This is a genomic window from Lentzea aerocolonigenes, from assembly GCF_000974445.1.
In the GTDB taxonomy this organism is placed as follows: domain Bacteria; phylum Actinomycetota; class Actinomycetes; order Mycobacteriales; family Pseudonocardiaceae; genus Lentzea; species Lentzea aerocolonigenes.
Genome location: NZ_BBOJ01000005.1, coordinates 38,538 through 58,857 on the forward strand (window position 1 = coordinate 38,538; position 20,320 = coordinate 58,857).

The following is a 20,320-nucleotide window of genomic DNA, read 5'->3' on the forward strand; positions in this document are numbered from 1 at the left end:
CATGAGCCGGGTCACGAAGAACAGCGTTGCGATCGGGGTTTGAGTCACTTAGACTCAAACCATGCTCACGACAGCCGAGGCCCTGGAACTGGTGGAACGCGCCGCGTCAGCCGAAGCGCTCTTCGGTCCGCGCACCACCGATCCGGCCAGGCGCAAGCAGGTGCGACGCCGGTACCACGCCCTGGCCTCGGTGCTGCACCCCGACGTGGTCGGACCGCGCGACACGAGGGCGCACGCGGCGTCGGCCGAGCTGACCCGCCTGCACCACGAGTGGGTGCACGGCGCGGTCGTCGAGTTGAGGACGAAGACCGGCGTGTACCGCATCGGGGAGCCGTTCGCGGTCGGCAGCATCGCCAACCTGTACGAGGCGGACGGTCCGCACGTGGTCAAGGTGGTGCGCAACCCGGCCCTGAACCCGTTGCTGCACGGTGAATGGCTGGCGCTGAGGGCGTTGGAGTCCTTCACGGACCGGAACCAGTGGCTGCGCCCGTTCTACCCGCGGCTGCTCGACACGTCGGGCGACGTCGCCAAGGGCTCACGCGCCTTCACGGTGCTCGAACCCCTGCTGGACGGCTTCGTGACGCTCGCGGACGTCCGGCGCGCGTTCCCGGACGGGCTGGACGGCCGGGACTACGCGTGGATGCACCGCAGGCTGCTCAAAGCGCTGGCCGGCGCGCACCAGATCGGGCTGGTGCACGGGGCTGTGACCGCCGAGAACGTCATGGTGCACCCGGAACAGCACGGCATCGTCCTGGCCGGCTGGTCGTTCGCCGTCGAGGAGGGACAACGGCTCCTCGCGACGAGCCGCACCATCTCCTACCCACCGGAAGTCGTTGCGCGGCAGCCGGTCACGGCCGCGACGGACGTCCACATGGCACACACGCTGATGCTCGAACTCCTGGCGGAAAACGAACCTCGCCAGCGGGCCTTCGCTCGAGGGTGCCTGCAGGAAAACCCGCGGCGGCGGCCCGACGCCGTCGACCTGATCGAGGAGTACGACGACCTCCTCGAAGACCTCTACGGCGCACGGCGCTTCCGCCCGTTCGCCCTTCCCCAGACAGGAGAATGACCATGGGACACGGCAGGTGGGACGACAACGCCTACGCCGCGGCGAAGACCTTCCGCGCGGCCAAGGGCATCGCCGACTTCGGTTACACCGCCTCGATGAAGTCGACGCCCGCCGCGAGCTGGAAGGCCGCGCCGTCGCTGGATCCGCTGGGCGTGGGGTTCCGCGAGTGCCGCGACTCGCCCGACCACGCCGACTCGACACCGATCGCGGTGCTGTTCGACGTGACCGGGTCGATGGGCGCGGTGCCGCGGATCATGCAGGGCAAGCTCGGCAAGTTGCACGGGTTGTTGCAGCGCAAGGGATATCTCGCCGACCCGCAGGTGATGTTCGGCGGCATCGGTGACGCCGACAGCGACCGCGTGCCGTTGCAGGTCGGGCAGTTCGAGTCGGACAACCGCATGGACGAGCAGCTGCGCGACATCTTCCTCGAAGGCAACGGCGGCGGGCAGAAGAGCGAGTCGTACGAGCTGGCGGCGTACTTCATCGCACGGCACGTCGTCACCGACGCCTGGCAGAAGCGCGGCCGCAAGGGCTACCTGTTCATCATCGGCGACGAGCTGAACAAGCCGCGGCTGGAGGCCAGGCACATCCGCCGCGTCATCGGTGACGAGGTCAACCAGGACATCGACCCGGTGTCGGTGTACCGCGAGCTCGCCCGCAAGTGGCACGTGTACTTCATCCTGCCGAACCAGTCGTCGTACTTCCACGACGACAGCATCGGTGAGCACTGGCGTTCGATCCTCGGGCAGAACTTCCTCAAGCTCGACGACCCCGGCGCGGTGTGCGAGCTGATCGCCGCGACCATCGGCGTCGAGGAGAGCGTCGTGGACCTTGATCAGGCACTGGTGGACCTCGCCGAGATCGGCTCGGTCGCCGAGAGCGAGGCCGTCGGCAAGGCTTTGGCCACGGTCGGCGCGCGCTCGCTGACGGCGTCGGGCGCCCCGCTGGGCATCGACGGCCCCGACGACGTGAGGCTGAGCTGACATGAGGCGGGACGAGCACGTCATCGTCGTCGGGCTGGGGTTCGGCGACGAGGGCAAGGGAGCGGTGGTCGACGCGCTGTGCGCGGACGGGCCGCTGTCGGCGGTCGTGCGGTTCAACGGGGGAGCGCAGGCCGCGCACAACGTGGTCGTCGACGGCCGGCACCACACGTTCAGCCAGTTCGGGTCGGGCACGCTCGCGGGCGTGCCGACCTGGCTCTCCCGCCACGTGCTCGTCGAGCCGATCGCTCTCGCGACCGAGTCGCGCGAGCTGGAGGCCGTCGGTGTCGCCGACCCGTTGTCGCTGGTGTCGATCGACGCCGGCGCCCTGCTCACGACCCCGTTCCACGTGGCCGCGAACAGGGCGCGGGAGATCGCCAGGGGCGCCGACCGGCACGGGTCGTGCGGGAAGGGGATCGGGGAGACCGTCTGGTACGGGCTCCTCGGCGACCGGGGGGCGGTGCGGGGCGAGGTGGTCGAGGAGCAGCAGGTGCTCGGCGACCCCGGCCCCGCACCGAGGGTCGGCGACTGCATGGATCCGCGGGCGCTGCGGCGAAAACTCGACGTGCTCGCCCGGTTCTACGAGCCGCTCACCGGCGAGGTCGGCGGCGTCGACGACCTCGTCGAGCTCTACACCTCGTTCGCGGACGCCGTCCGGATCACGACCGGTGACGAGGCCGGGCGGCTCGCCGACACCGGACGGCTCGTCTTCGAGGGCGCGCAGGGCGTCCTGCTCGACGAGACCCACGGCTTCCACCCGCACACGACGTGGTCCACGGTCACGCCCCGCAACGCGCGAGAGCTGCTCGTCGGTCGTCCCGCCCGCGTGATCGGCGTGACCAGGACCTACCAGACGCGGCACGGCGCGGGCCCGTTGCCGACGGAGGACCCGGCCCTGCTCGAGCGGTTCCCGGAAGCGCACAACGGCACGGGGGAGTTCCAGGGCGCGTGGCGGGCGGGGCACCTGGACGCCGATCTGCTGCGCTACTCGGTGCGGTGCTGCGGCGGGATCGACGGCCTGGCCGTGACCCACCTGGACGCCCGCGATCTGCAGGTCGCCACCGGACCGCTCCTGGAGGAGATGCCGGAACCGTTGACGTACCTGGAAGATCTGCTCGGCGTCGAGGTGCTGGTGACCGGGGCGGGCCCGTCGAGGGCGGACTACGCGGTGCGGGAGAATCCAGGACATGATCGAGTCGACGCTGGTGTCGGTGGACGTGATCGTGCTCCGGTTTGATCCGGAGGCGCGCGCGGTGCTCGTGGGGGTGGCACCGCGCGCACACGAGCCGTTCGCCGGCGAGCTGGCGCTTCCCGGTGTCCTGCTGGGCAAGGGCGAACGGCTGCGCGACGCGACCACGAGGGCCGTCACGGGCAAGCTCGGTCTCGCCGAGGAGTCGGTGACGGCGACCGGTCAGCTCGCCACGTTCGACGAGCCGTCGCGTGACCCGCGCGGCCCGACGCTGTCGATCGCGTTGTGGGCCACCGTGACCCGCCCGACCGGTGACCTGGCCGTCTGGAGCAGGCTGGACGAGGTGCCGCCGCTGGCCTTCGACCACGACCGGATCGTCGCCGACTGCCGGCCGTTGCTGGCGGACAAGCTGTGGCGCGACGTGCCGTTCAGCGCGGGGCTGCTGGGGCCCGAGTTCACGACGGCGCAGGCGCTCGACGTGACGGAGTCGCTGACCGGCGACCGGCCCTACCCGGCCAACCTGGGGCGCACGATGGACCGCGTGCCCGGCCTCGAACGCACCAGCGAGCACGCCGCGGCATTGCCCAAGGGAGGCCGCCCGCCGTTGGTGTGGAAGTGGACCCGCTAGAGCGGTAGCGCGGGCTCGAACAACCAGCGCGTGAGCAGGTCGCGGTGCCCTGCCAGGGTGAGGAAGTCCTCAGTGGTCACCAGGCCGTGCCGGTTCCGCGCACACCACTCCCGCAGCAGCGCGAAGAACGAGTCGTCCCCCATCTCGCGCCGCAACGAGTGCAAGGTCAACGCCCCGCGCTGGTAGACCCGGTCGTCGAACCAGTCGGCCCGAGCAGGCCGTCCGATCACGAGGTCCTGCGGCAGGCGGGACAACAACTCCCGGGCTCCGGCAGCACAGGCGTCCGCCGACCGGCCACCGGAAGCCTCCGACCACAGCCACTCCGAGTAGCAGGCGAAGCCCTCGTTGAGCCAGATGTGTTCCCAGGCCGCGATTCCGACCGAGTTGCCGAACCACTGGTGCGCCAACTCGTGCGCCACCAACCGTTCCGAACCCCGCTGTCCGTCCACGTGGTTGGCCCCGAACGTCGACAGCCCCTGCGCTTCGACCGGGACGTCGAGCTCGTCGTCGGTCACCACGACCGAGTACTTCGTGAACGGGTAAGGCCCGAACAGCGACGAGAACAGCGAAATCATCTGGTTCTGCCGGGCGAAGTCGTGTGCCACGAGCCTGCGCAGCCGGGCCGGGGCCCAGACGTCCGGCAGCACCTCGACGTACTGTCCGATCTGGACGGTCGCCAGGTACGTGGCCATCGGCGCGGCCATCGAGTACACCCACCTCGTGGTGCTGCCGGACACCTTGCCGTCCACCAGCACGCCGTTGCACACGACCATGTAGGACGACGGCGCCGTCACGTCCAGCAGGTACGACGCCTTGGACGACGGCTCGTCCAGGCACGGGAACCACGACGGTGCCCCAACCGGCTGCGAGGCGACGATCGAGCCGTCGGTCAGCTCGTCCCAGCCGAGGTCGCCCCATTCCGGGGTGGACACCGGCACGGGCGTTCCCGAGTAGCGGACCTCGACCGAGAAGTTGCCGCGCACGGTGGCGCGAACGTTCAGCACACCGCCCGCGTGCGCGTACCGGGCGGGTTTGCCGTTCACCAGCACCTTCGAGACCCGCAAAGTACCGAAGGACAACGAGAACGACGAGAGCGAGGCGCAGGAAGCCTGCAGCACCGCACGTCCCGAGAGACGTGCGGAGTGCGGCTTGTAGTCAAGCTCTAATGCGTAGTGGTGTACCGAGAAGCTCATGTCCACGCGGAGATCGGGTTGCCCAGCCAACGGGTTCCCGACGGTACATCCTCTCCGCGCATGACGAGCGAGGCGGGTCCGATCGTGGTGTGGGCGCCGACGGACGCACCGGGCAGCACGATGCCGTGCGGGCCCAAAGTGGCGCCTTCCGCGAGCGTCACCTTGTCCATGCGCAGGATGCGGTCGTGGAACAGGTGCGTCTGCACGACGCAGCCGCGGTTGACCGACGCGCCGGCGCCCAGCTTCACCAGGTCGGCCTCGGGCAGCCAGTACGACTCGCACCACACGCCGCGGCCGACGGACGCGCCGAGCGAGCGCAGCCACCAGTTCATGATCGGTGTGCCACCGGAGAAACCGACGAGCCACGGCACGGCGAGCACCTCGACGAACGTGTCCGCGAGCTCGTTGCGCCACACGAACGCCGACCACAGCGGGTACTCGCGCACGTGGAAGCGGCCCACGAGCGCCCACTTGGCGACGACGGCCACCAGGCACGCGGCGACACCGGCGGCCAGCAGCACCACGCCGGACCACCACAGACCGTACGAACGCAGGGCGAACAGCACGCCGACGACCAACGCGACGTTCAGCATGACCGGGACGAACCGGCACAGCTCCACCAGCGCCCGCGCCCACATCAGGTGCTTGGGCGGGTCGAAGGTGCGCGACTGGTCTGACACCTCGGCCGCGCGCGGCAGCTTCATCGGCGGCATGCCCAGGTACGAGGAACCGGCCTTGGCGCGCTTCGGTGCCGCCGACAGGACTCCGACGAGCCCGCCCTTCGGCACCGCGCGGCCCGGCGCGGTCATGCCCGAGTTGCCCAGGAACGCCCGTTTGCCGACGCGGGCGGTCGCGATGCGCAGCCAGCCGCCGCCGAGCTCGTAGGACGCGACCATGGTGTCGTCGGCCAGGAACGCGCCGTCGCCGACGCGGGTCATCTTCGGCAGCGCCACCACGGTGGACGCCTCGACGCGGCGGCCGACCTTCATGCCCAGCAGGCGCAGCCAGACCGGCGTGAACAGCGAGGCGTACAGCGGGAACAGGGCCGAGCGCGCGTTGTTCATCAACCGCTCGGTCGTCCACGCCTGCCACGCGACGCGGCTGTGCACGGCGTAGTGGCCCTCGCGCATGCCGATGCCCAGCAACCGCACGGAAACCAGCACCAGCAACGCGTACGAGCCGAACCAGATCACCGATGCGACCGGGACGTCCCACAGCGCCGACGTCAGCGTCACGGGCCGGCGCAGCACGTACAGCACGGCCGGAGCCGCCGCCAGCAACGGCAGCGCGGCGAGCAGGCCGGACGAGACGCCGTACATGAAGTTCCAGAAGTACGAGCGCTGCGGACGGCGTGACGGGAACGAACGCGCCGCCTTGCCCTCGCGGATCGCGGGAACGCCCGCCCAGCGCTGACCTGTCGGCACGGAACCCACGACACCCGAACCGGGCGCCACCTCGGCCCGCTTGCCGATCCGCGCACCGGGGAAGAGCGTGCTGCGCGCACCCACGGTCGCACCCGCGCCGATCCGGATGCGGCCGATCCGCAGCCGGTCGCCGTCCAGCCACCAGCCGGACAGGTCGACCTCGGGCTCGACGGCCGCACCGCGGCCGATCTTCAGCATGCCCGTGATCGGCGGCAGCGAGTGCAGGTCGACGCCCGGGCCGACCTTCGCGCCCAACGCCCGCGCGTAGTGCGTCACCCACGAGCCGGAAAGCTCGGTGGCGCGCGTCATCTGCGCCAGCAGCTCGGCGGTCCACAGTCGCAAGTGGACGGAACCACCGCGCGGGTACTCGCCGGGCTTGAGGCCCCGCAGCAACAACCGCGCGCCACCGGCGGACACCGCGAGGCGGCCGAGCGGCGAGATGAACACCGCCCAGCCCGCGGCGACCCACCACCACGACACGGACGTCCAGCCGAGCACGTTCGACAGCGCCGTCAGTGCGACGACCCAGCGCGCACCGGCAACGGTCAGCAGCGGGATCATCAGCAACGTCTGCACCACGCCGGTCCAGCGCGGCGTCGGCGCGACCTCGTGCACCTCGGCGGTGGAGCCGTACGACTCGAGCTTGCGCGCGAGCTTGTGCAGCGTCGTGTTCTGGTAGATGTCCGAGACGGACGTGCTCGGGTAGCGCGTGCGCACCAGTGAGACGAGCTGCGCCGCGGACAGCGAGCTGCCACCGGAGGCGAAGAAGTCCGCGTCCTCGGAAGCCGGTCCGGAACCCAGCACGGCCGCCCACTGCTCGGCCAGCCAGCCTTCCAGGCCCGAGAACACCGCACCCGCGGTGTCGAGCGACTCCAGCGGCCACGGCAGGGCGGCGCGGTCGACCTTGCCGGACGTGCGCGTCGGCAGCGTGTCGACGACAGCGATCAACGGCACCAGCGCGGCGGGCAGCTCGGCGCGGAGCTGCTCGACGGCCGCGGCCTGGTCGAACTCGCCGTCGACCACGACGTAGCCGACGAGGATCTGGTTGCCGCCCCGCGTGGTGCGCACGGCGGCGGCCGCACCGGCCACGCCGTCGAGCGCCAGCAGTGCGGCGTCGACCTCGCCCAGCTCGATGCGCCGGCCGCCGAGCTTGATCTGCTCGTCCGCGCGGCCGAGGAACACCAGCCCCTCGGGCTCGGCGCGCACCACGTCACCACTGCGGTACGCGCGGTCCCAGCCCATCGAGGGCAGCGGCGCGTACTTCTCGGCGTCCTTCGCGAGGTCGAGGTAACGCGCGAGGCCGACGCCGCCGATCACCAGTTCGCCGGACTCGCCCATGGGCACGACCTCGCCCGCCGCGTCCACGACGGCGAGCTCCCAGCCGTCCAGCGGCAGGCCGATGCGCACCGGGCCGGCGCCGGACAGCTGCGCGGCGGTGGCGACCACGGTCGCTTCCGTTGGCCCGTAGGTGTTCCAGACCTCGCGGCCGTCCACGGCGAGGCGCTCGGCCAGGTCCGGCGGGCAGGCCTCGCCGCCGAAGATCAGCAACCGCACGTCGTCCAGCGCCTCGACCGGCCACAGCGCGGCCAGCGTCGGAACCGTGGAGACGACGGTGATCTCCTGCTCGACCAGCCACGGGCCGAGGTCCATGCCGGTGCGCACCAACGACCGCGGTGCGGGCACGAGGCAGGCGCCGTGCCGCCACGCGAGCCACATCTCCTCGCAGGAGGCGTCGAACGCGACGGAAAGCCCGGCCAGCACACGATCTTCCGGGCCGATCGGCTCGTCGGAGAGGAACAGCCGCGCCTCTGCGTCCACGAACGCGGCGGCGCTGCGGTGCGTGACGGCAACGCCCTTGGGCTTGCCGGTGGAGCCGGACGTGAAGATGATCCACGCGTCGTTGTCGAGACCGGGCTCGCCGGGCACACCGAGCGTGGTGCCGTGCAGCACAAGGGATCGGCCTTCGCCGAGCACGGCACTCACCTGTGCCTCACCGAAAACGAGCTCTGCTCGCTCGTCCGGGTCCTCGAAGTCGACGGGCACGTAGGCGGCGCCCGCCGCGAGGGTGGCGAGGATCGAGACGTAGAGGTCGGCGGTCCCGGACGGCACGCGAATGCCGACCCGGTCGCCTGCCCCGACACCCTCGGCGGCGAGCTTTTCCTTGAGTTCCAGCACTTCCGAGATGAGCGCGCGGTACGTGAGCGCGGTGGTGCCGTCGTCGACGGCCAGCGCGTCCGGGTGCTGTTCGGCACTCGCGCGCAGGATGTCCAGGAGTGTGCGCGGGGTGGGCGCCTCGCCTGCCGTGAACATCGATCGAAGAACAACGGGTTCAGCCGCAATGGTCACGTCAGCGTCACTTCTCACCCTCTCGGCAACTCTCCGGCCAGCAACTTTACCGCCAGTTAACGACTACCTCTCTCCGGAGTAGGCGTACTCACAGGTGACATCAGTCACCGCAACACTTTCGAGTGACTCCCAGGCGTTGTGCCGCGCGAGGTTGAAGTCGCGCCAGTCCTGCTCGACGTTCGTGCGATTCTTCAACCACCGCAACGAACAGCTGCGTTCGTGTTCGGGCAGCCTCACGAGCGCGGGCACCGCGTCCTCCGACAGCTCCGACAGGTAACGCGTGTCGATCTTCTTCGTCGCCTCGAACCGCGACACGTTGTAGTCGGCAACCACCCGTTCGGGGTTCATCACCATGACCACGAGGAGGAACGCCGCTCCGGTCCCGACGATCGCCTTGGGCAACCAGTTGGCGCGCAAGGTGATTCCGCCCGCGATCACCATGAGGTACACGACGGCGAGCCAGATCTCGCACGACGACACGAGCAACCGCAGCACCGTCCACCCGTACGCCTGCTGGTAGAACCACATGCGGCTCAACGCACTCGCCACGATGACCAGTGTGAGAACAGTCAGTGAACCCAGCAGAACCCGCAGCCACAACTGGTCGCGCGTCGTCTTCTTGACCGCGAAGTGCGCAACGCCCGCGATGACGCCGAGCGTCAGGATCGCGACCCACAGCAGCTGCCAGAAACCGGACCGCGCGTACTCGGCGAACGTGACACCGGCCGTCTTCATGACATAAGCCTCGCCACCGAACAGAACCGCGAGCTGCGTCCCCACGAACCCGGTGAACAGCAACACCAGCACACCAACGGGCAACCCGTAGTCCTTGAGCCGCAACGACCCGGGCTTGGCCTCGACGTCCTCGTTGATCTTCGGCGGCGCCGCCACGAGGTAGCACGCGCCCAACGCCCCGAGCGCCGCGACGACCCCGAAGAACCCCATCCGGACGTAGACACCGGCATCGAGGTCGGGGACCAACCCTTCGAGGAAGTCGTTGAACCCCTTGTCCGCCCCCGCCAGCAACGAGCCGAAGACGAGCAACAGCACCAGCGCCACCCCGACCGAGATGAACGGCCGGAGACCGATCGGCCCGCGCTTGCTGAGCCCCTTCGCAACCCACGGGATGGACCGCAACCCGGCCAGCCCGACCCCGAGCGCACCGAACACGAGCCCCCGCACCGTCCTGCCGCCGGCCATGGCGATGGACCCGCACAACATCGACGCCAGCACGCACATCGGAAAGATCCACTCGGCCGCCCGCAGGAACCCCATGGCGAGGAACGCCAGCGCCCCCGCCAGCCAGAGCGCGCGCTCGACGGACGGCCTGCCCGCGTAGAACAGAACGGCGCCGACGCCGAACAGCGCCGCGAGGAACCAGCCGATGCCGTTGTTGGGAGGGGCGAGGAACGCGGCGGCCAGGCCTGCGATCAGGCCGACTGCCAGGGCCTTGCCGGAGGCTCCCGTGGTGGGCGGGGTCCACCAGGGCATGAACGGGACGCCAGGGGCCGGGATGACCATCGCGGGGGCGGGGTAGCGGGGTGGGCCCTGCCACGGGGAGGGCGGCGGGAGGGTGGCGGTCGCCACCTGGGCGGGCTTCTGTGCCTCGGTACCGGGCAGCGGGCCGGGCTTCGGTGCCTCGGCGGTGGTTGTGCTCGATTTTCCCGACTCGCCCACGCTCTTGCTCGCCGGCCGATCTTGTCGGACCTCGTGAGTAGGTTGAGATGCAGGGGTTCCCGGCTCGGGGGTACCCCTGCGTGAGCCTGCCTCGGCGTCCTCAGCAGCCTCTTCGGGGTCCGGCGAGCCCCCAGGCCCCGCCGCCTCCCCGGCCACAGGCTTGTACCCGACCTTCCGGAAGTGCCGGTACCGCAGCCGCTGCACCGCCGGCTCCTCCGGCGTCTCCCCGGAGCCAGGCGATTTCGTCGAGTCAGAGTCAGTCATGTCCCTCTCCAAGCCCAAAAAGGGCGCGCGTCACCGTCACACCACCCACGCGGTGCGAATAGAAAAGTCAGCGAGGCAAAGTCACCCGGATGCACGACCCGGGATCCACCACGGCGATCGTCCCGCCGTGCAGGTCCACCACCCACCGGGCGATGGCGAGACCGAGCCCGGTCCCACCACCGCCCGCCCTCTCCCCTCGGGTGAACCTCTCGAAGATCCGCGACCGGTCCGCAAGCGCGATCCCCGGTCCCTCGTCCCGCACCTCCAGGACGACCGAACCTCCGGAAGCGAACCCCGACACGGACACCAACCCCCCGGTGGGGCCGTGCCGGGCAGCGTTGTCGACCAGGTTCACGAGCACCTGGTGCAGTCGTTCCCCGTCGGCGAGGACCGTCAGGTCTCCGTCGACGTCGATCGAGAACGACGCGGCGGGAGCAGCCACGGCCGCCTCCGCCACCACGTCGGCGACCAGCGAGGACACCGACAGCTTCTCGCGGTTCAGCGACAGGACCCCGGCGTCGATCTTCGACAGGTCCAGCAGCTCGGTGACCAGCCGGCCCAGCCGCTCGGTCTGGGCGAGAGCCGTCTTCATCGTCGCCGCGTCGGCGACGGCCACCCCGTCCACCACGTTCTCCAGCACGGCCTGCAACGCCGAGATCGGCGTTCGCAGCTCGTGCGACACGTTCGCGATCAACTCACGCCGTTGCTGGTCGGCGGCGGCCAGATCCCCGGCCATGACCGTGAACGCCTCGGCCAGCTGCCCGACCTCGTCAGAGGACGTGGCTCGCACCGAGCGCGAGTAGTCACCGGACGCCATCGACCGGGCCGCGGACGTCATCTCCCGCAACGGCGACGTCATGCCGTGCGCCAGCAGCTGCGACGTCAGCAGCCCCAGCAAGAGCGCGATGATCGTCGTGCGCGGAGGCAGCCACCCCGTCACGTAACGGAAGTACGCGAACGCCACGCACCCCGACACCACGATCACGATGCCCAGCTTGAGCTTGATCGACCGCACCGAGTCCAGCGGACGCGGCAGCATGTCGAGCAGTTCGAGAAGACGCCTCACGGAGACACCTTCTTCTGGGGTACCTCCAGCGCGTACCCCACGCCGTGCACCGTCCTGATCAGGTCGGCCCCGAGCTTGCGCCGCAGCGCCTTCACGTGGCTGTCGACCGTCCGCGACGACGCGCCGTCGTGCCACCCGCACGCTTCCGCCAGCAACCGTTCCCGCGCCTGCACGGCCGACGGCCGCTCGGCCAGGAACACCAGCAGGTCGTACTCGGTCGGCGTCAGGTGCGCCTCGACACCGGCCCTGCGCACGCGGCGCCCGGCCAGGTCGATCTCCAGGTCCCCTAGCTCCAGCGACTGCGACGAAGCCGCGCGGGACACCCGGCGCAGCAGCACGTGCACCCGTGCCGCCAGCTCCCGCATCGAGAACGGCTTCGTCAGGTAGTCGTCGGCCCCCACGGCGAGGCCGACCAGCAGATCGGTCTCGTCCCCCCGCGCGGTCAGCATCAGCACCGGCACCGAACGCGACGCCTGGATCCGCCGGCACACCTCGAGCCCGTCGAACCCCGGCAGCATCACGTCCAGAACGACCAGGTCAGGCAGGAACGAAGCCGCCTGCGCGACCCCCGACGGCCCGTCGTGAGCAACCGACACCACGAAGCCCTCCGCCCGCAGCCGTGCGGCCACGGACTCGGCGATCGTGATGTCGTCCTCGACGACGAGCACCCGGCGCTGACCTGTCATGCCGGTGACTTTATGACCATGTCGTGGAGGACGCCGGGACAAGTTGTGAAGATCGTGTGCAGAAGCCCGAGGTAGGTTCGCAGCATGAACGTCCTCGAAGCGGTCCTCGAGAGGATCACCTACGCCAACGAGGACAACGGCTACACCGTCGCCAAGGTCGACACCGGCCGCGGCGACCTCGTCACGGTCGTCGGCGCGCTGCTCGGTGCCCAGCCCGGCGAGTCGATCCGCATGCGCGGCCACTGGGGTTCGCACCCGCAGTACGGCAAGCAGTTCCACGTCGACGACTACACGACGATCCTGCCCGCGACGATCCAGGGCATCCGCCGCTACCTCGGCTCCGGCCTGATCAAGGGCATCGGGCCGGTGCTCGCGGACAAGATCGTCACCCACTTCGGCGTGCAGGCGCTGGACGTCATCGAGCACACCCCCGAGCGCCTGATCGAGGTCCCGAAGCTCGGCCCGAAGCGCACCAAGCTCATCGCCGACGCGTGGGAGGAGCAGAAGGCCATCAAGGAGGTCATGGTCTTCCTCCAGGGCGTCGGCGTCTCCACGAGCCTCGCCGTCCGCGTCTACAAGCAGTACGGCGACAAGTCCATCGAGGTCGTCAGGGAGGAGCCGTACCGGCTGGCGAGCGACGTCTGGGGCATCGGCTTCAAGACCGCGGACGTCATCGCGAAGGCCGTCGGCATCCCGCACGACAGCCCGCAACGCGTCAAGGCAGGCCTGCAGTTCACGCTCTCCGAGGCCACCACCGACGGCAACTGCTACCTGCCGGAACAGGCCCTCATCGCGGACGCCATCAAGATCCTCCAGGTCGACACCGGCCTCGTCATCGACTGCCTGGCGGAGCTCGTCGAGGAGGAGGGCGTCGTCCGCGAGGAGCTCCCCGACGACGAGATCGCGATCTACCTGGTCCCGTTCCACCGCGCGGAGATCTCGATGGCGTCGCAGCTCAAGCGCCTGCTGCACGCGGACAACGACCGCATGCCGAGCTTCGCTGGCGTCGACTGGGACAAGGCCTTCGCCTGGCTCGGCACCGAGCTCGAACAACACCAGGCCGCTGCGGTGAAGCTCGCGCTGACGCAGAAGGTCGCGGTGCTCACCGGCGGTCCCGGCTGCGGCAAGAGCTTCACCGTGCGCTCGATCGTCCGGCTGGCCCAGGCGAAGCGGGCCAAGATCGTCCTGGCCGCGCCCACCGGCCGTGCCGCCAAGCGCCTGACCGAGCTGACCGGCCACGAGGCCCGCACGGTCCACCGGCTGCTGGAACTCAGACCGGGCGGCGACGCGGCGTACGACCGCGACCACCCGCTCGACGCCGACCTCGTGGTCGTCGACGAGGCCTCGATGCTGGACCTGTTGCTGGCCAACAAACTCGTGAAGGCCGTCCCGCCCGGCGCCCACCTCCTGCTCGTGGGAGACGTCGACCAGCTGCCGTCCGTCGGCGCCGGCGAGGTGCTCAGGGACGTGCTGGCGCAGGGCAGCCCGATCCCGAACGTCCGGCTCACGCACATCTTCCGCCAGGCCCAGGAGTCCGGCGTCGTCACGAACGCCCACCGCATCAACAGCGGCGACTACCCGTTGGTGCAGGGACTTCCCGACTTCTTCCTGTTCAGCACCGACGAGGCCGAAGAGGCCGCGACGACGACCGTCGACGTGGTGGCGAACCGCATCCCGCGCAAGTTCGGGCTCGACCCGCGCAAGGACATCCAGGTCCTCGCCCCGATGCACCGCGGCCCGGCCGGCGCGGGCGCGTTGAACACCGTCCTCCAGGAAGCGCTCACGCCGTCACGGGACAACCTCCCCGAGAAGCGCTTCGGCGGCAGGGTGTTCAAGGTCGGCGACAAGGTCACCCAGATCCGCAACAACTACGACAAGGGCAAGAACGGAGTCTTCAACGGCACGTTGGGCGTCGTCATCGCGTTGGACCCCGTCGAGCAGAAGCTGACCATTCGCACCGACGAGGACGAGGAAGTCGACTACGAGTTCTCCGAGCTGGACGAGCTGAGCCACGCCTACGCCATGACCATCCACCGCTCACAGGGCAGCGAGTACCCGTGCGTGGTCATCCCGATCACGACCAGCGCGTGGATGATGCTGCAGCGGAACCTGCTCTACACCGCGGTGACGCGCGCGAAGAAGCTGGTGGTGCTGGTGGGCTCCAAGCGCGCCATCGGCCAAGCCGTCCGCACCGTCGGCGCAGGCCGCCGCCACACAGCCCTAGCCCACCGCCTCCGCTCTGGTTGACCGCACGCGGGGCCCTTTCGTGCGCCATGAGCGAACGAAAGCTCCCCGCGTGTGGTTACAGCGGTGTAATTACACCGACGTAGTTACACCGACGTCAGGTAGTCCGTGATCAGCCGCGCCCACGGCGTCGCGGCCTCCAGCGCGATCGCGTGCCCGCACGCGAGGTCCGTGTACTTCGCTCCCGGGACGAGGTCCGAGACCTCCTTGGCGAGGGCGGGGGACAGCAGCCGGTCACCGGACGCGCCGATCACCAGCGTCGGCTGCGTGACCAGCGGCAGCAGCCCGGACAGGTCGGTCCTCAGGATCAGGTCGACGTGCGAGGCGGACCCGGCCGGCACGGTCGTGCCGATCAGCTCGGCGAAGCCCTCCGCCTGCGCGGGGGTGAGCCCTGCCAGGTACTTCTCGCTGCACATCACCGAGAGGATGTACCTGGCCAGCACCGAGCGGGGGCCGTCCAGCAACGACCTCCAGTGGTCGAGCCTCGCCCTGGTCGCGGCGTCGATCTTGGTGAACGGCGAGCTCAGGACGAGCCCGCGCACCCGTTCGGGGTGGCGGACCGCCGCCGTGGCGGCGATCGCGCAGCCCATCGAGTAGCCGGACACGTGGAACGACTCGTGCCCGGCCCGCACCGCGACGTCCACCAGGTCGTCGGCGAGCTCCTCCAGGACGAGCGGGCCCGCGGCCACCGGTGTGCTGCCGGAGCCCGGCAGGTCGCGCCCGATGACGGTGAAGTGCTGGATGAGGGTCCGCAGGACCGGGCCGTAGTTGGCCTGGACGCTGCCACCCGCGCCGTGGACGAGCAGCAGAGCAGGGCCGGTGCCCTTGACGACGGTGGACGGGCCGGTCATGAAACCCCCGAGTTTTGTCAGTCCATGCTGCGGACGATGGTCGGCTCCAGACCATCGTCGTCGTCCGCGGGGGAACCGCGCCAGGGGGAGAGGTGGGAGATCTCGGCGACATTGTCGTTGTAGAGATGATCCATGGGTTTCGCTCCCGTTGTCTTCGTGTGAATTGTGTGCGGACCTCACTCTTCGTCGAGTCGGTTTCGGCCTGTCAGCACAATAACCGCTGCGATGCTGAGTGAAATCATATTGAGTTTCGTCACACAGTGCCAAGCGACCTGTTCCTCGTCTCAAGCACCGGACGGTAATCATCCGGTCGGTCGAACGGAGTGGCGGTGTTCTGCCAGACAGTCGATCATCGTCGATCATGCGCCCAGCACTGGCCCTGCTCGCCTGCCTGGCTCTCCTCCTGAGCCCCTCACCAGCGCCGGCGGAGGGTCCACAGCCGACATACGTGCTGCGTGTGCCCGCTCCGATGGGTGACGCCGCCCAGCGGCTGCTCGGTCTGGGGTACGACGTGGTGGAGCAACGCGACGGCGACGACCTCTTCGTCGTGGGCGACGTTCGCACCGCCGACATGCTCCTGTCCGACGGTTTCCGTTCGTCTGTTGAGACGGTGATGCCTCCGTCTCAATGGGCTCCGCGCTCTCTCGCGGATACGACGTACTACGGCGGCTACCGGACCATTACCGCGCAACTCGCCCATCTCGACGAAGTCGCCAATGCGCATCCCGAACTGGCCTCGGTCGTCGACTACGGCGACTCGTGGCGCAAGACGCGCGGCAGTGGTGGATATGACCTGAAAGCCATCTGCATCACGCGCAAACGACCTGGTGACTGCGCATTGACGCCGACCGCGCCAAAACCGCGCCTGTTCGTGATGGGCCAGCTCCACGCACGGGAAATCACCACCGGCGACATGGCGTGGCGGTTCATCGACGACCTGGTCGGCTCCGACCTCACCGCGATGCTCGACGCGCTGGAGGTCTGGGTCGTCCCGATCGCCAACCCGGACGGCGTGGAGATCGTCGAGTCCGGCGGCGACTCACCGGTCCTGCACCGCAAGAACGCCAACGGCACGTGCGGTTCCGGCCAGCGCGGCGTCGACCTCAACCGCAACGCCGGTTCGCACTGGGGCGAGGTCGGCACGTCCAGGGACAAGTGCAGCGAGGTCTACCGCGGCCCGAGCGCCGACTCCGAGGTCGAGACGCAGGCGCTGGAGTCGTTGTGGCGCAAGCTCTACCGCGACACCCGCGCGCCCGGTGACACGGCGGCGGCCGCCGCGGACACCACCGGCACCGTGATCTCCATGCACAGCTACGGCAACTACGTGCTCTTCCCGTGGGGCTGGAGCACCCAGAAGACCGGCAACGACGCCGCGTTGCGCAAGATCGCCCAGGACATGGCGTCGCTGTCCGGGTTCCGGGCGGGCCAGCCGGGCGAGCTGCTCTACAACGCCTCCGGCGCCACGGACGACTGGGTGTACGAGGACCTGGGCGTGCCGAGCTTCGTGTGGGAGATCGGCGCCTCGTCGGGTGCGTGCGGCGGCTTCCTCCCGGCGTACTCGTGCCAGAAGGACGTGCATTGGCCGAAAGTGCGTCCCATGCTCGTTTCGGCCATGAAAGCCGCCCTTGGGCCCTATCGGACCAAGGGAAGCCCCTAGGGCGTCGATCCGACTGAAGGTGGATGCGGACGGACGCGCGCCTCGCCAAGGTGGGAGGCATGGGGATTCGATTGGTAGCCACAGTCACCGCGGCGAGCCTGCTCGCTTTGACCACCGCGGGAGTCGCGGCCGCGGACACGGGCACGGACACCGCCGCGGACCGCAAGGTCGTGCAGGAGGCCCTGGACCAGCTCACCAAGAGCGGGGCAGCGTTGGGGGTTCAGGCCCGCGTGACGGACGGGCGGCAGCGCTTCACCGCACGTTCCGGCAAGGCGGAGCTCGACAGCGAGAAGCCGGTGCCGCTGGACGGCCGGTTCCGCGTCGGCAGCATTACCAAGACGTTCGTGTCGACGGTGCTCCTGCAGCTCGCGGGTGAGGGGAAGGTCGAGCTCGACGCGCCCGTCGACCGCTACCTGCCCGGCCTGATCGACAAGCAGATCACCGTCCGCCAGGTCCTGCAGCACACCAGCGGCCTGTACAACTACACGAACGCGCTCCCGCTCAGCCCGGACGAGTTCGAGAAGATCCGCTACAAGCACTGGTCACCGCAGGAGCTCCTCGCCATCTCCACGAGCAAGCCGCTGGACTTCGCGCCCGGCACCAAGTGGAGCTACTCCAACACGAACTACATCGTCGCGGGCCTGCTCGTCGAGAAGCTGACCGGCAAGCCGTACGAGAAGTCGGTCGAGCAGCGCATCCTGAAGCCGTTGCGGCTCAACGACACCGAGGTGCCCGGCGACAACCCGAACATCAGGGGCCCGCACGCGCACGGCTACTGGACCGTGAACGGCAAGCCGTCCGACATCACCCGCCTCAACCCGTCGGTCGCCTGGTCCGCCGGTGAGATGATCTCCACGACGAAGGACCTGGACACCTTCATCGTGGCGCTGACGAGCGGCAAGCTGCTCAAGCCCGCGCAGCAGCAGGAGCTGGTCAAGACCACGACCGTCAGCCCGGATTACGGCCTCGGCCTGTCCGTGCAGACGTTGCCGTGCGGCACCAAGGTCCTCGGCCACGGCGGCGGCATCCCCGGCTACTCGTCGGACCTGCTCACCACGCCGGACAACAAGAACCGCCTGGAGATGTCGGCGACCAGCGCGCCGGTGGGCGGCAACCCCGGTGACGCCTACAAGAAGCTGCTCGACGAGGTCTTCTGCTGACAACAAAAGGGGAGCTGGGTTGACCCAGCTCCCCTCCCGGCGTGCGAGGAACTAGCCGAGCGCGTTCCTCATCGCTGTGATCAACTCTCCGTTCGCGGTGTCACCCGTGAGCTCCCAGAAGAACGCGCCGCCGAGGCCCTGGCCGCGTGCCCAGGAGATCTTGCTCGCGATCGTCTGCGGGGTGTCGTAGCTCCACCACTGGCCGTTGCAGAACGCGTAGGCCGTGCCCGCGACCGTGCCCGTGGCGGGGCACTTGGTCTTCAGGACCTTGTAGTCCTCGATGCCCTGCTCGAACGTGCCCGGAGCCGGACCCGTCGCCGTGCCACCGGGCGCCGCCTGCGTGACGCCCTGCCAGCCGCGGCCGTAGAAGCCGATGCCGAGCAGGAGCTTGGACGCCGGAACACCCTTCGAACGCAGCTTGGAGATCGCGGCCTCGGCGTTGAAGCCGGCGGTCGGGATGCCCGAGTACGACGTCAGCGGGGAGTGCGGAGCCGTCGGACCCTGCGCCGCCCACGCACCGAAGTAGTCGTACGTCATGACGTTGTACCAGTCGATGTACTGCGCCGCGGGCCCGTAGTCGGCCGCGTCGATCTTGCCGCCGTTGGAACCGTCAGCGGTGATCGCCGAGGTGACGAGGTAGCTCGAACCGAAGCGGGCACGCAGCGCCTGCATCAGGTTCTTGTACGCCGCCGCACCACTCGTGTCGCACGAGAGACCACAGGCGTTCGGGTACTCCCAGTCGATGTCGATGCCGTCGAACAGGTTCGCCCAGCGCGGGTCCTCGAGCAGCTTGTAGCAGGACTCGGCGAACGCGGCCGGGTTCTGCGCGGCCTGGCCGAAGCCACCGGACCAGGTCCAGCCACCGAACGAGTACAGGACCTTGAGGTGCGGGTACTTCTTCTTCAGCTTGAGCAACTGGTTGAAGTTGCCGCGAACCGGCTGGTCCCACGTGTCGGCGACACCGTCCACGCTCTCCGCCGCCGTCATGGCCTTCTCGAGAGCGGGGTACGACTCACCGATGGTGCACTGACCGCCCGACACGTTGCCGAACGCGTAGTTGATGTGCGTCAGCTTGCTCGCGGAACCGGAGGTGTCGATGTTCTTCACCTGGTAGTTGCGAGCCGGGTAGACACCCCACTCCGCGAAGTAGCCCAGGTTGATCTTCCCGGGAGGCGGCGGCGGACCAGTGGTGGTGGTGGTCGTCGTGGTGGTCGTAGTCGTGGTGGTGGTAGTCGACGTCGTGGTCGTCGTGGTCGGGTTCGTCCCGCCCGCGTCGCACGAGCCACCGTTGAGCTTGCAGTTGGTCGGCGCACCGAACGTGCCGGTGTACGCGCCGTTGAAGCCGAAGCTCGCCGACTGCCCGACACCGATGTTGCCGTTCCAGGTGTTCTTGACCGTGACGACCTGGCCGGACGTCGTGTAGGAGCCGTCCCACAGGGACGTGACCCGGTGGTTGGCAGGGAGCGTGAACTCGACAGTCCACGACGTCAGGGCCGCCGTGCTGTTGTTCGTGATCGTGTACTTGCCCTCGAAGCCCGTTCCCCAGTCCGAACCCTTGGAGAACGTGGCGGACACGCCACCGGCACCGCTAGCAGCGGGCACGACGACGATGCCGAGGACCATCGCGGCGACGGCCGCGAAGAGAGCAGCTAGATGCCATCGGAACTTGGACATCGGTCTCCTCAGTCGCAGGGGTACCGGAACGATGTGGTTTAGACCACTCAAAGGTCAAGGTCTAGACCTCTGCCGTCACTCGAACGGAGCAGTCCGAAAACGGTTCCAGAGCGCCGGTTGTCCAGTTCCGGTCTACTTGGTCAACCATTGGAGGGGTTCCGAGACGGCACCCCCTTCAGGTCGAGTTGTGGTGCGGTGACTGCACACAGAGG

At 69.1% G+C, this 20,320-nt stretch carries 14 protein-coding genes; 7 read left to right on the forward strand and 7 right to left on the reverse strand.

Annotated elements, in window-relative coordinates:
* The first annotated feature begins 61 nt into the window (after positions 1–61).
* The 4 genes from AOM45_RS10925 to AOM45_RS10940 are packed head-to-tail and all read left to right on the forward strand — an operon-like array spanning position 62 to position 3,866.
* Complete coding sequence (locus tag AOM45_RS10925; protein ID WP_030467503.1) at positions 62–1,069, forward strand: protein kinase family protein; 1,008 nt, start codon at positions 62–64, stop codon at positions 1,067–1,069.
* Positions 1,070–1,071: 2 nt separating this feature from the next.
* Positions 1,072–2,052, forward strand: a complete 981-nt coding sequence (locus AOM45_RS10930) for a hypothetical protein (protein ID WP_030467502.1) — start codon at positions 1,072–1,074, stop codon at positions 2,050–2,052.
* A 1-nt stretch (position 2,053) separates the two neighbouring features.
* Complete coding sequence (locus tag AOM45_RS10935) at positions 2,054–3,286, forward strand: adenylosuccinate synthetase (RefSeq protein ID WP_051783300.1); 1,233 nt, start codon at positions 2,054–2,056, stop codon at positions 3,284–3,286.
* Positions 3,237–3,866, forward strand: coding sequence for an NUDIX hydrolase (locus AOM45_RS10940; protein ID WP_030467500.1), 630 nt, complete (start codon positions 3,237–3,239; stop codon positions 3,864–3,866). Before AOM45_RS10935 ends, AOM45_RS10940 begins: the two co-directional genes overlap by 50 nt.
* Here the strand turns inward: AOM45_RS10940 and AOM45_RS10945 are convergent.
* From AOM45_RS10945 to AOM45_RS10965, 5 genes are all read right to left on the reverse strand, one after another.
* A complete protein-coding gene (locus tag AOM45_RS10945) occupies positions 3,863–5,059 on the reverse strand; it encodes a M1 family metallopeptidase (RefSeq protein ID WP_081902097.1) in 1,197 nt (398 codons plus the stop codon). The genes AOM45_RS10940 and AOM45_RS10945 overlap by 4 nt on opposite strands.
* Positions 5,056–8,793: a Pls/PosA family non-ribosomal peptide synthetase gene (locus AOM45_RS10950; protein ID WP_081902096.1), complete on the reverse strand. Its 3,738-nt coding sequence runs from the start codon at positions 8,791–8,793 to the stop codon at positions 5,056–5,058. Before AOM45_RS10950 ends, AOM45_RS10945 begins: the two co-directional genes overlap by 4 nt.
* 99 nt (positions 8,794–8,892) lie before the next feature.
* A complete protein-coding gene (locus AOM45_RS10955; protein ID WP_156093804.1) occupies positions 8,893–10,506 on the reverse strand; it encodes a DUF4153 domain-containing protein in 1,614 nt (537 codons plus the stop codon).
* Between the two features lie 331 nt (positions 10,507–10,837).
* On the reverse strand, positions 10,838–11,809 hold the full coding sequence (locus AOM45_RS10960) for a HAMP domain-containing sensor histidine kinase (protein ID WP_030467496.1): 972 nt from the start codon (positions 11,807–11,809) through the stop codon (positions 10,838–10,840).
* A gap of 23 nt (positions 11,810–11,832) precedes the next feature.
* On the reverse strand, positions 11,833–12,522 hold the full coding sequence (locus tag AOM45_RS10965; RefSeq protein ID WP_063757024.1) for a response regulator transcription factor: 690 nt from the start codon (positions 12,520–12,522) through the stop codon (positions 11,833–11,835).
* A gap of 84 nt (positions 12,523–12,606) precedes the next feature.
* On the opposite strand from AOM45_RS10965, the gene recD2 reads away from it, so the two are divergent.
* Entirely contained in the window at positions 12,607–14,769 is a 2,163-nt protein-coding gene (gene recD2 / locus AOM45_RS10970; RefSeq protein ID WP_030467494.1) for an SF1B family DNA helicase RecD2, read from the forward strand.
* Positions 14,770–14,852: 83 nt separating this feature from the next.
* On the opposite strand, the gene AOM45_RS10975 is transcribed toward recD2, so the two are convergent.
* Positions 14,853–15,617, reverse strand: a complete 765-nt coding sequence (locus AOM45_RS10975) for an alpha/beta fold hydrolase (protein ID WP_030467493.1) — start codon at positions 15,615–15,617, stop codon at positions 14,853–14,855.
* Between the two features lie 361 nt (positions 15,618–15,978).
* Here AOM45_RS10975 and AOM45_RS10980 point away from each other — a divergent pair, with 361 nt between their 5' ends.
* Both AOM45_RS10980 and AOM45_RS10985 read left to right on the forward strand, forming a co-directional pair.
* Positions 15,979–17,274, forward strand: a complete 1,296-nt coding sequence (locus AOM45_RS10980) for a M14 family zinc carboxypeptidase (RefSeq protein WP_035910127.1) — start codon at positions 15,979–15,981, stop codon at positions 17,272–17,274.
* Between the two features lie 59 nt (positions 17,275–17,333).
* On the forward strand, positions 17,334–18,434 hold the full coding sequence (locus tag AOM45_RS10985; RefSeq protein ID WP_030467491.1) for a serine hydrolase domain-containing protein: 1,101 nt from the start codon (positions 17,334–17,336) through the stop codon (positions 18,432–18,434).
* Positions 18,435–18,485: 51 nt separating this feature from the next.
* Here the strand turns inward: AOM45_RS10985 and AOM45_RS10990 are convergent, their stop codons facing one another.
* Positions 18,486–20,108, reverse strand: coding sequence for a glycosyl hydrolase family 18 protein (locus AOM45_RS10990; protein ID WP_030467490.1), 1,623 nt, complete (start codon positions 20,106–20,108; stop codon positions 18,486–18,488).
* Positions 20,109–20,320 lie beyond the last annotated feature (212 nt).

Bases quoted from the DNA above. Each gene is read 5' to 3' on its own strand.
- AOM45_RS10945 (WP_081902097.1), bottom strand. From the start codon at position 5,059: ATGAGCTTCTCGGTACACCACTACGCATTAGAGCTTGACTACAAGCCG.
- AOM45_RS10960 (WP_030467496.1), bottom strand. From the start codon at position 11,809: ATGCTGCCGCGTCCGCTGGACTCGGTGCGGTCGATCAAGCTCAAGCTG.
- AOM45_RS10975 (WP_030467493.1), bottom strand. From the start codon at position 15,617: ATGACCGGCCCGTCCACCGTCGTCAAGGGCACCGGCCCTGCTCTGCTG.
- AOM45_RS10990 (WP_030467490.1), bottom strand. From the start codon at position 20,108: ATGTCCAAGTTCCGATGGCATCTAGCTGCTCTCTTCGCGGCCGTCGCC.
- recD2 (WP_030467494.1), top strand. From the start codon at position 12,607: ATGAACGTCCTCGAAGCGGTCCTCGAGAGGATCACCTACGCCAACGAG.
- AOM45_RS10980 (WP_035910127.1), top strand. From the start codon at position 15,979: ATGCGCCCAGCACTGGCCCTGCTCGCCTGCCTGGCTCTCCTCCTGAGC.
- AOM45_RS10965 (WP_063757024.1), bottom strand. From the start codon at position 12,522: ATGACAGGTCAGCGCCGGGTGCTCGTCGTCGAGGACGACATCACGATC.
- AOM45_RS10950 (WP_081902096.1), bottom strand. From the start codon at position 8,793: ATGTTCACGGCAGGCGAGGCGCCCACCCCGCGCACACTCCTGGACATC.
- AOM45_RS10985 (WP_030467491.1), top strand. From the start codon at position 17,334: ATGGGGATTCGATTGGTAGCCACAGTCACCGCGGCGAGCCTGCTCGCT.
- AOM45_RS10940 (WP_030467500.1), top strand. From the start codon at position 3,237: ATGATCGAGTCGACGCTGGTGTCGGTGGACGTGATCGTGCTCCGGTTT.
- AOM45_RS10930 (WP_030467502.1), top strand. From the start codon at position 1,072: ATGGGACACGGCAGGTGGGACGACAACGCCTACGCCGCGGCGAAGACC.
- AOM45_RS10925 (WP_030467503.1), top strand. From the start codon at position 62: ATGCTCACGACAGCCGAGGCCCTGGAACTGGTGGAACGCGCCGCGTCA.
- AOM45_RS10935 (WP_051783300.1), top strand. From the start codon at position 2,054: ATGAGGCGGGACGAGCACGTCATCGTCGTCGGGCTGGGGTTCGGCGAC.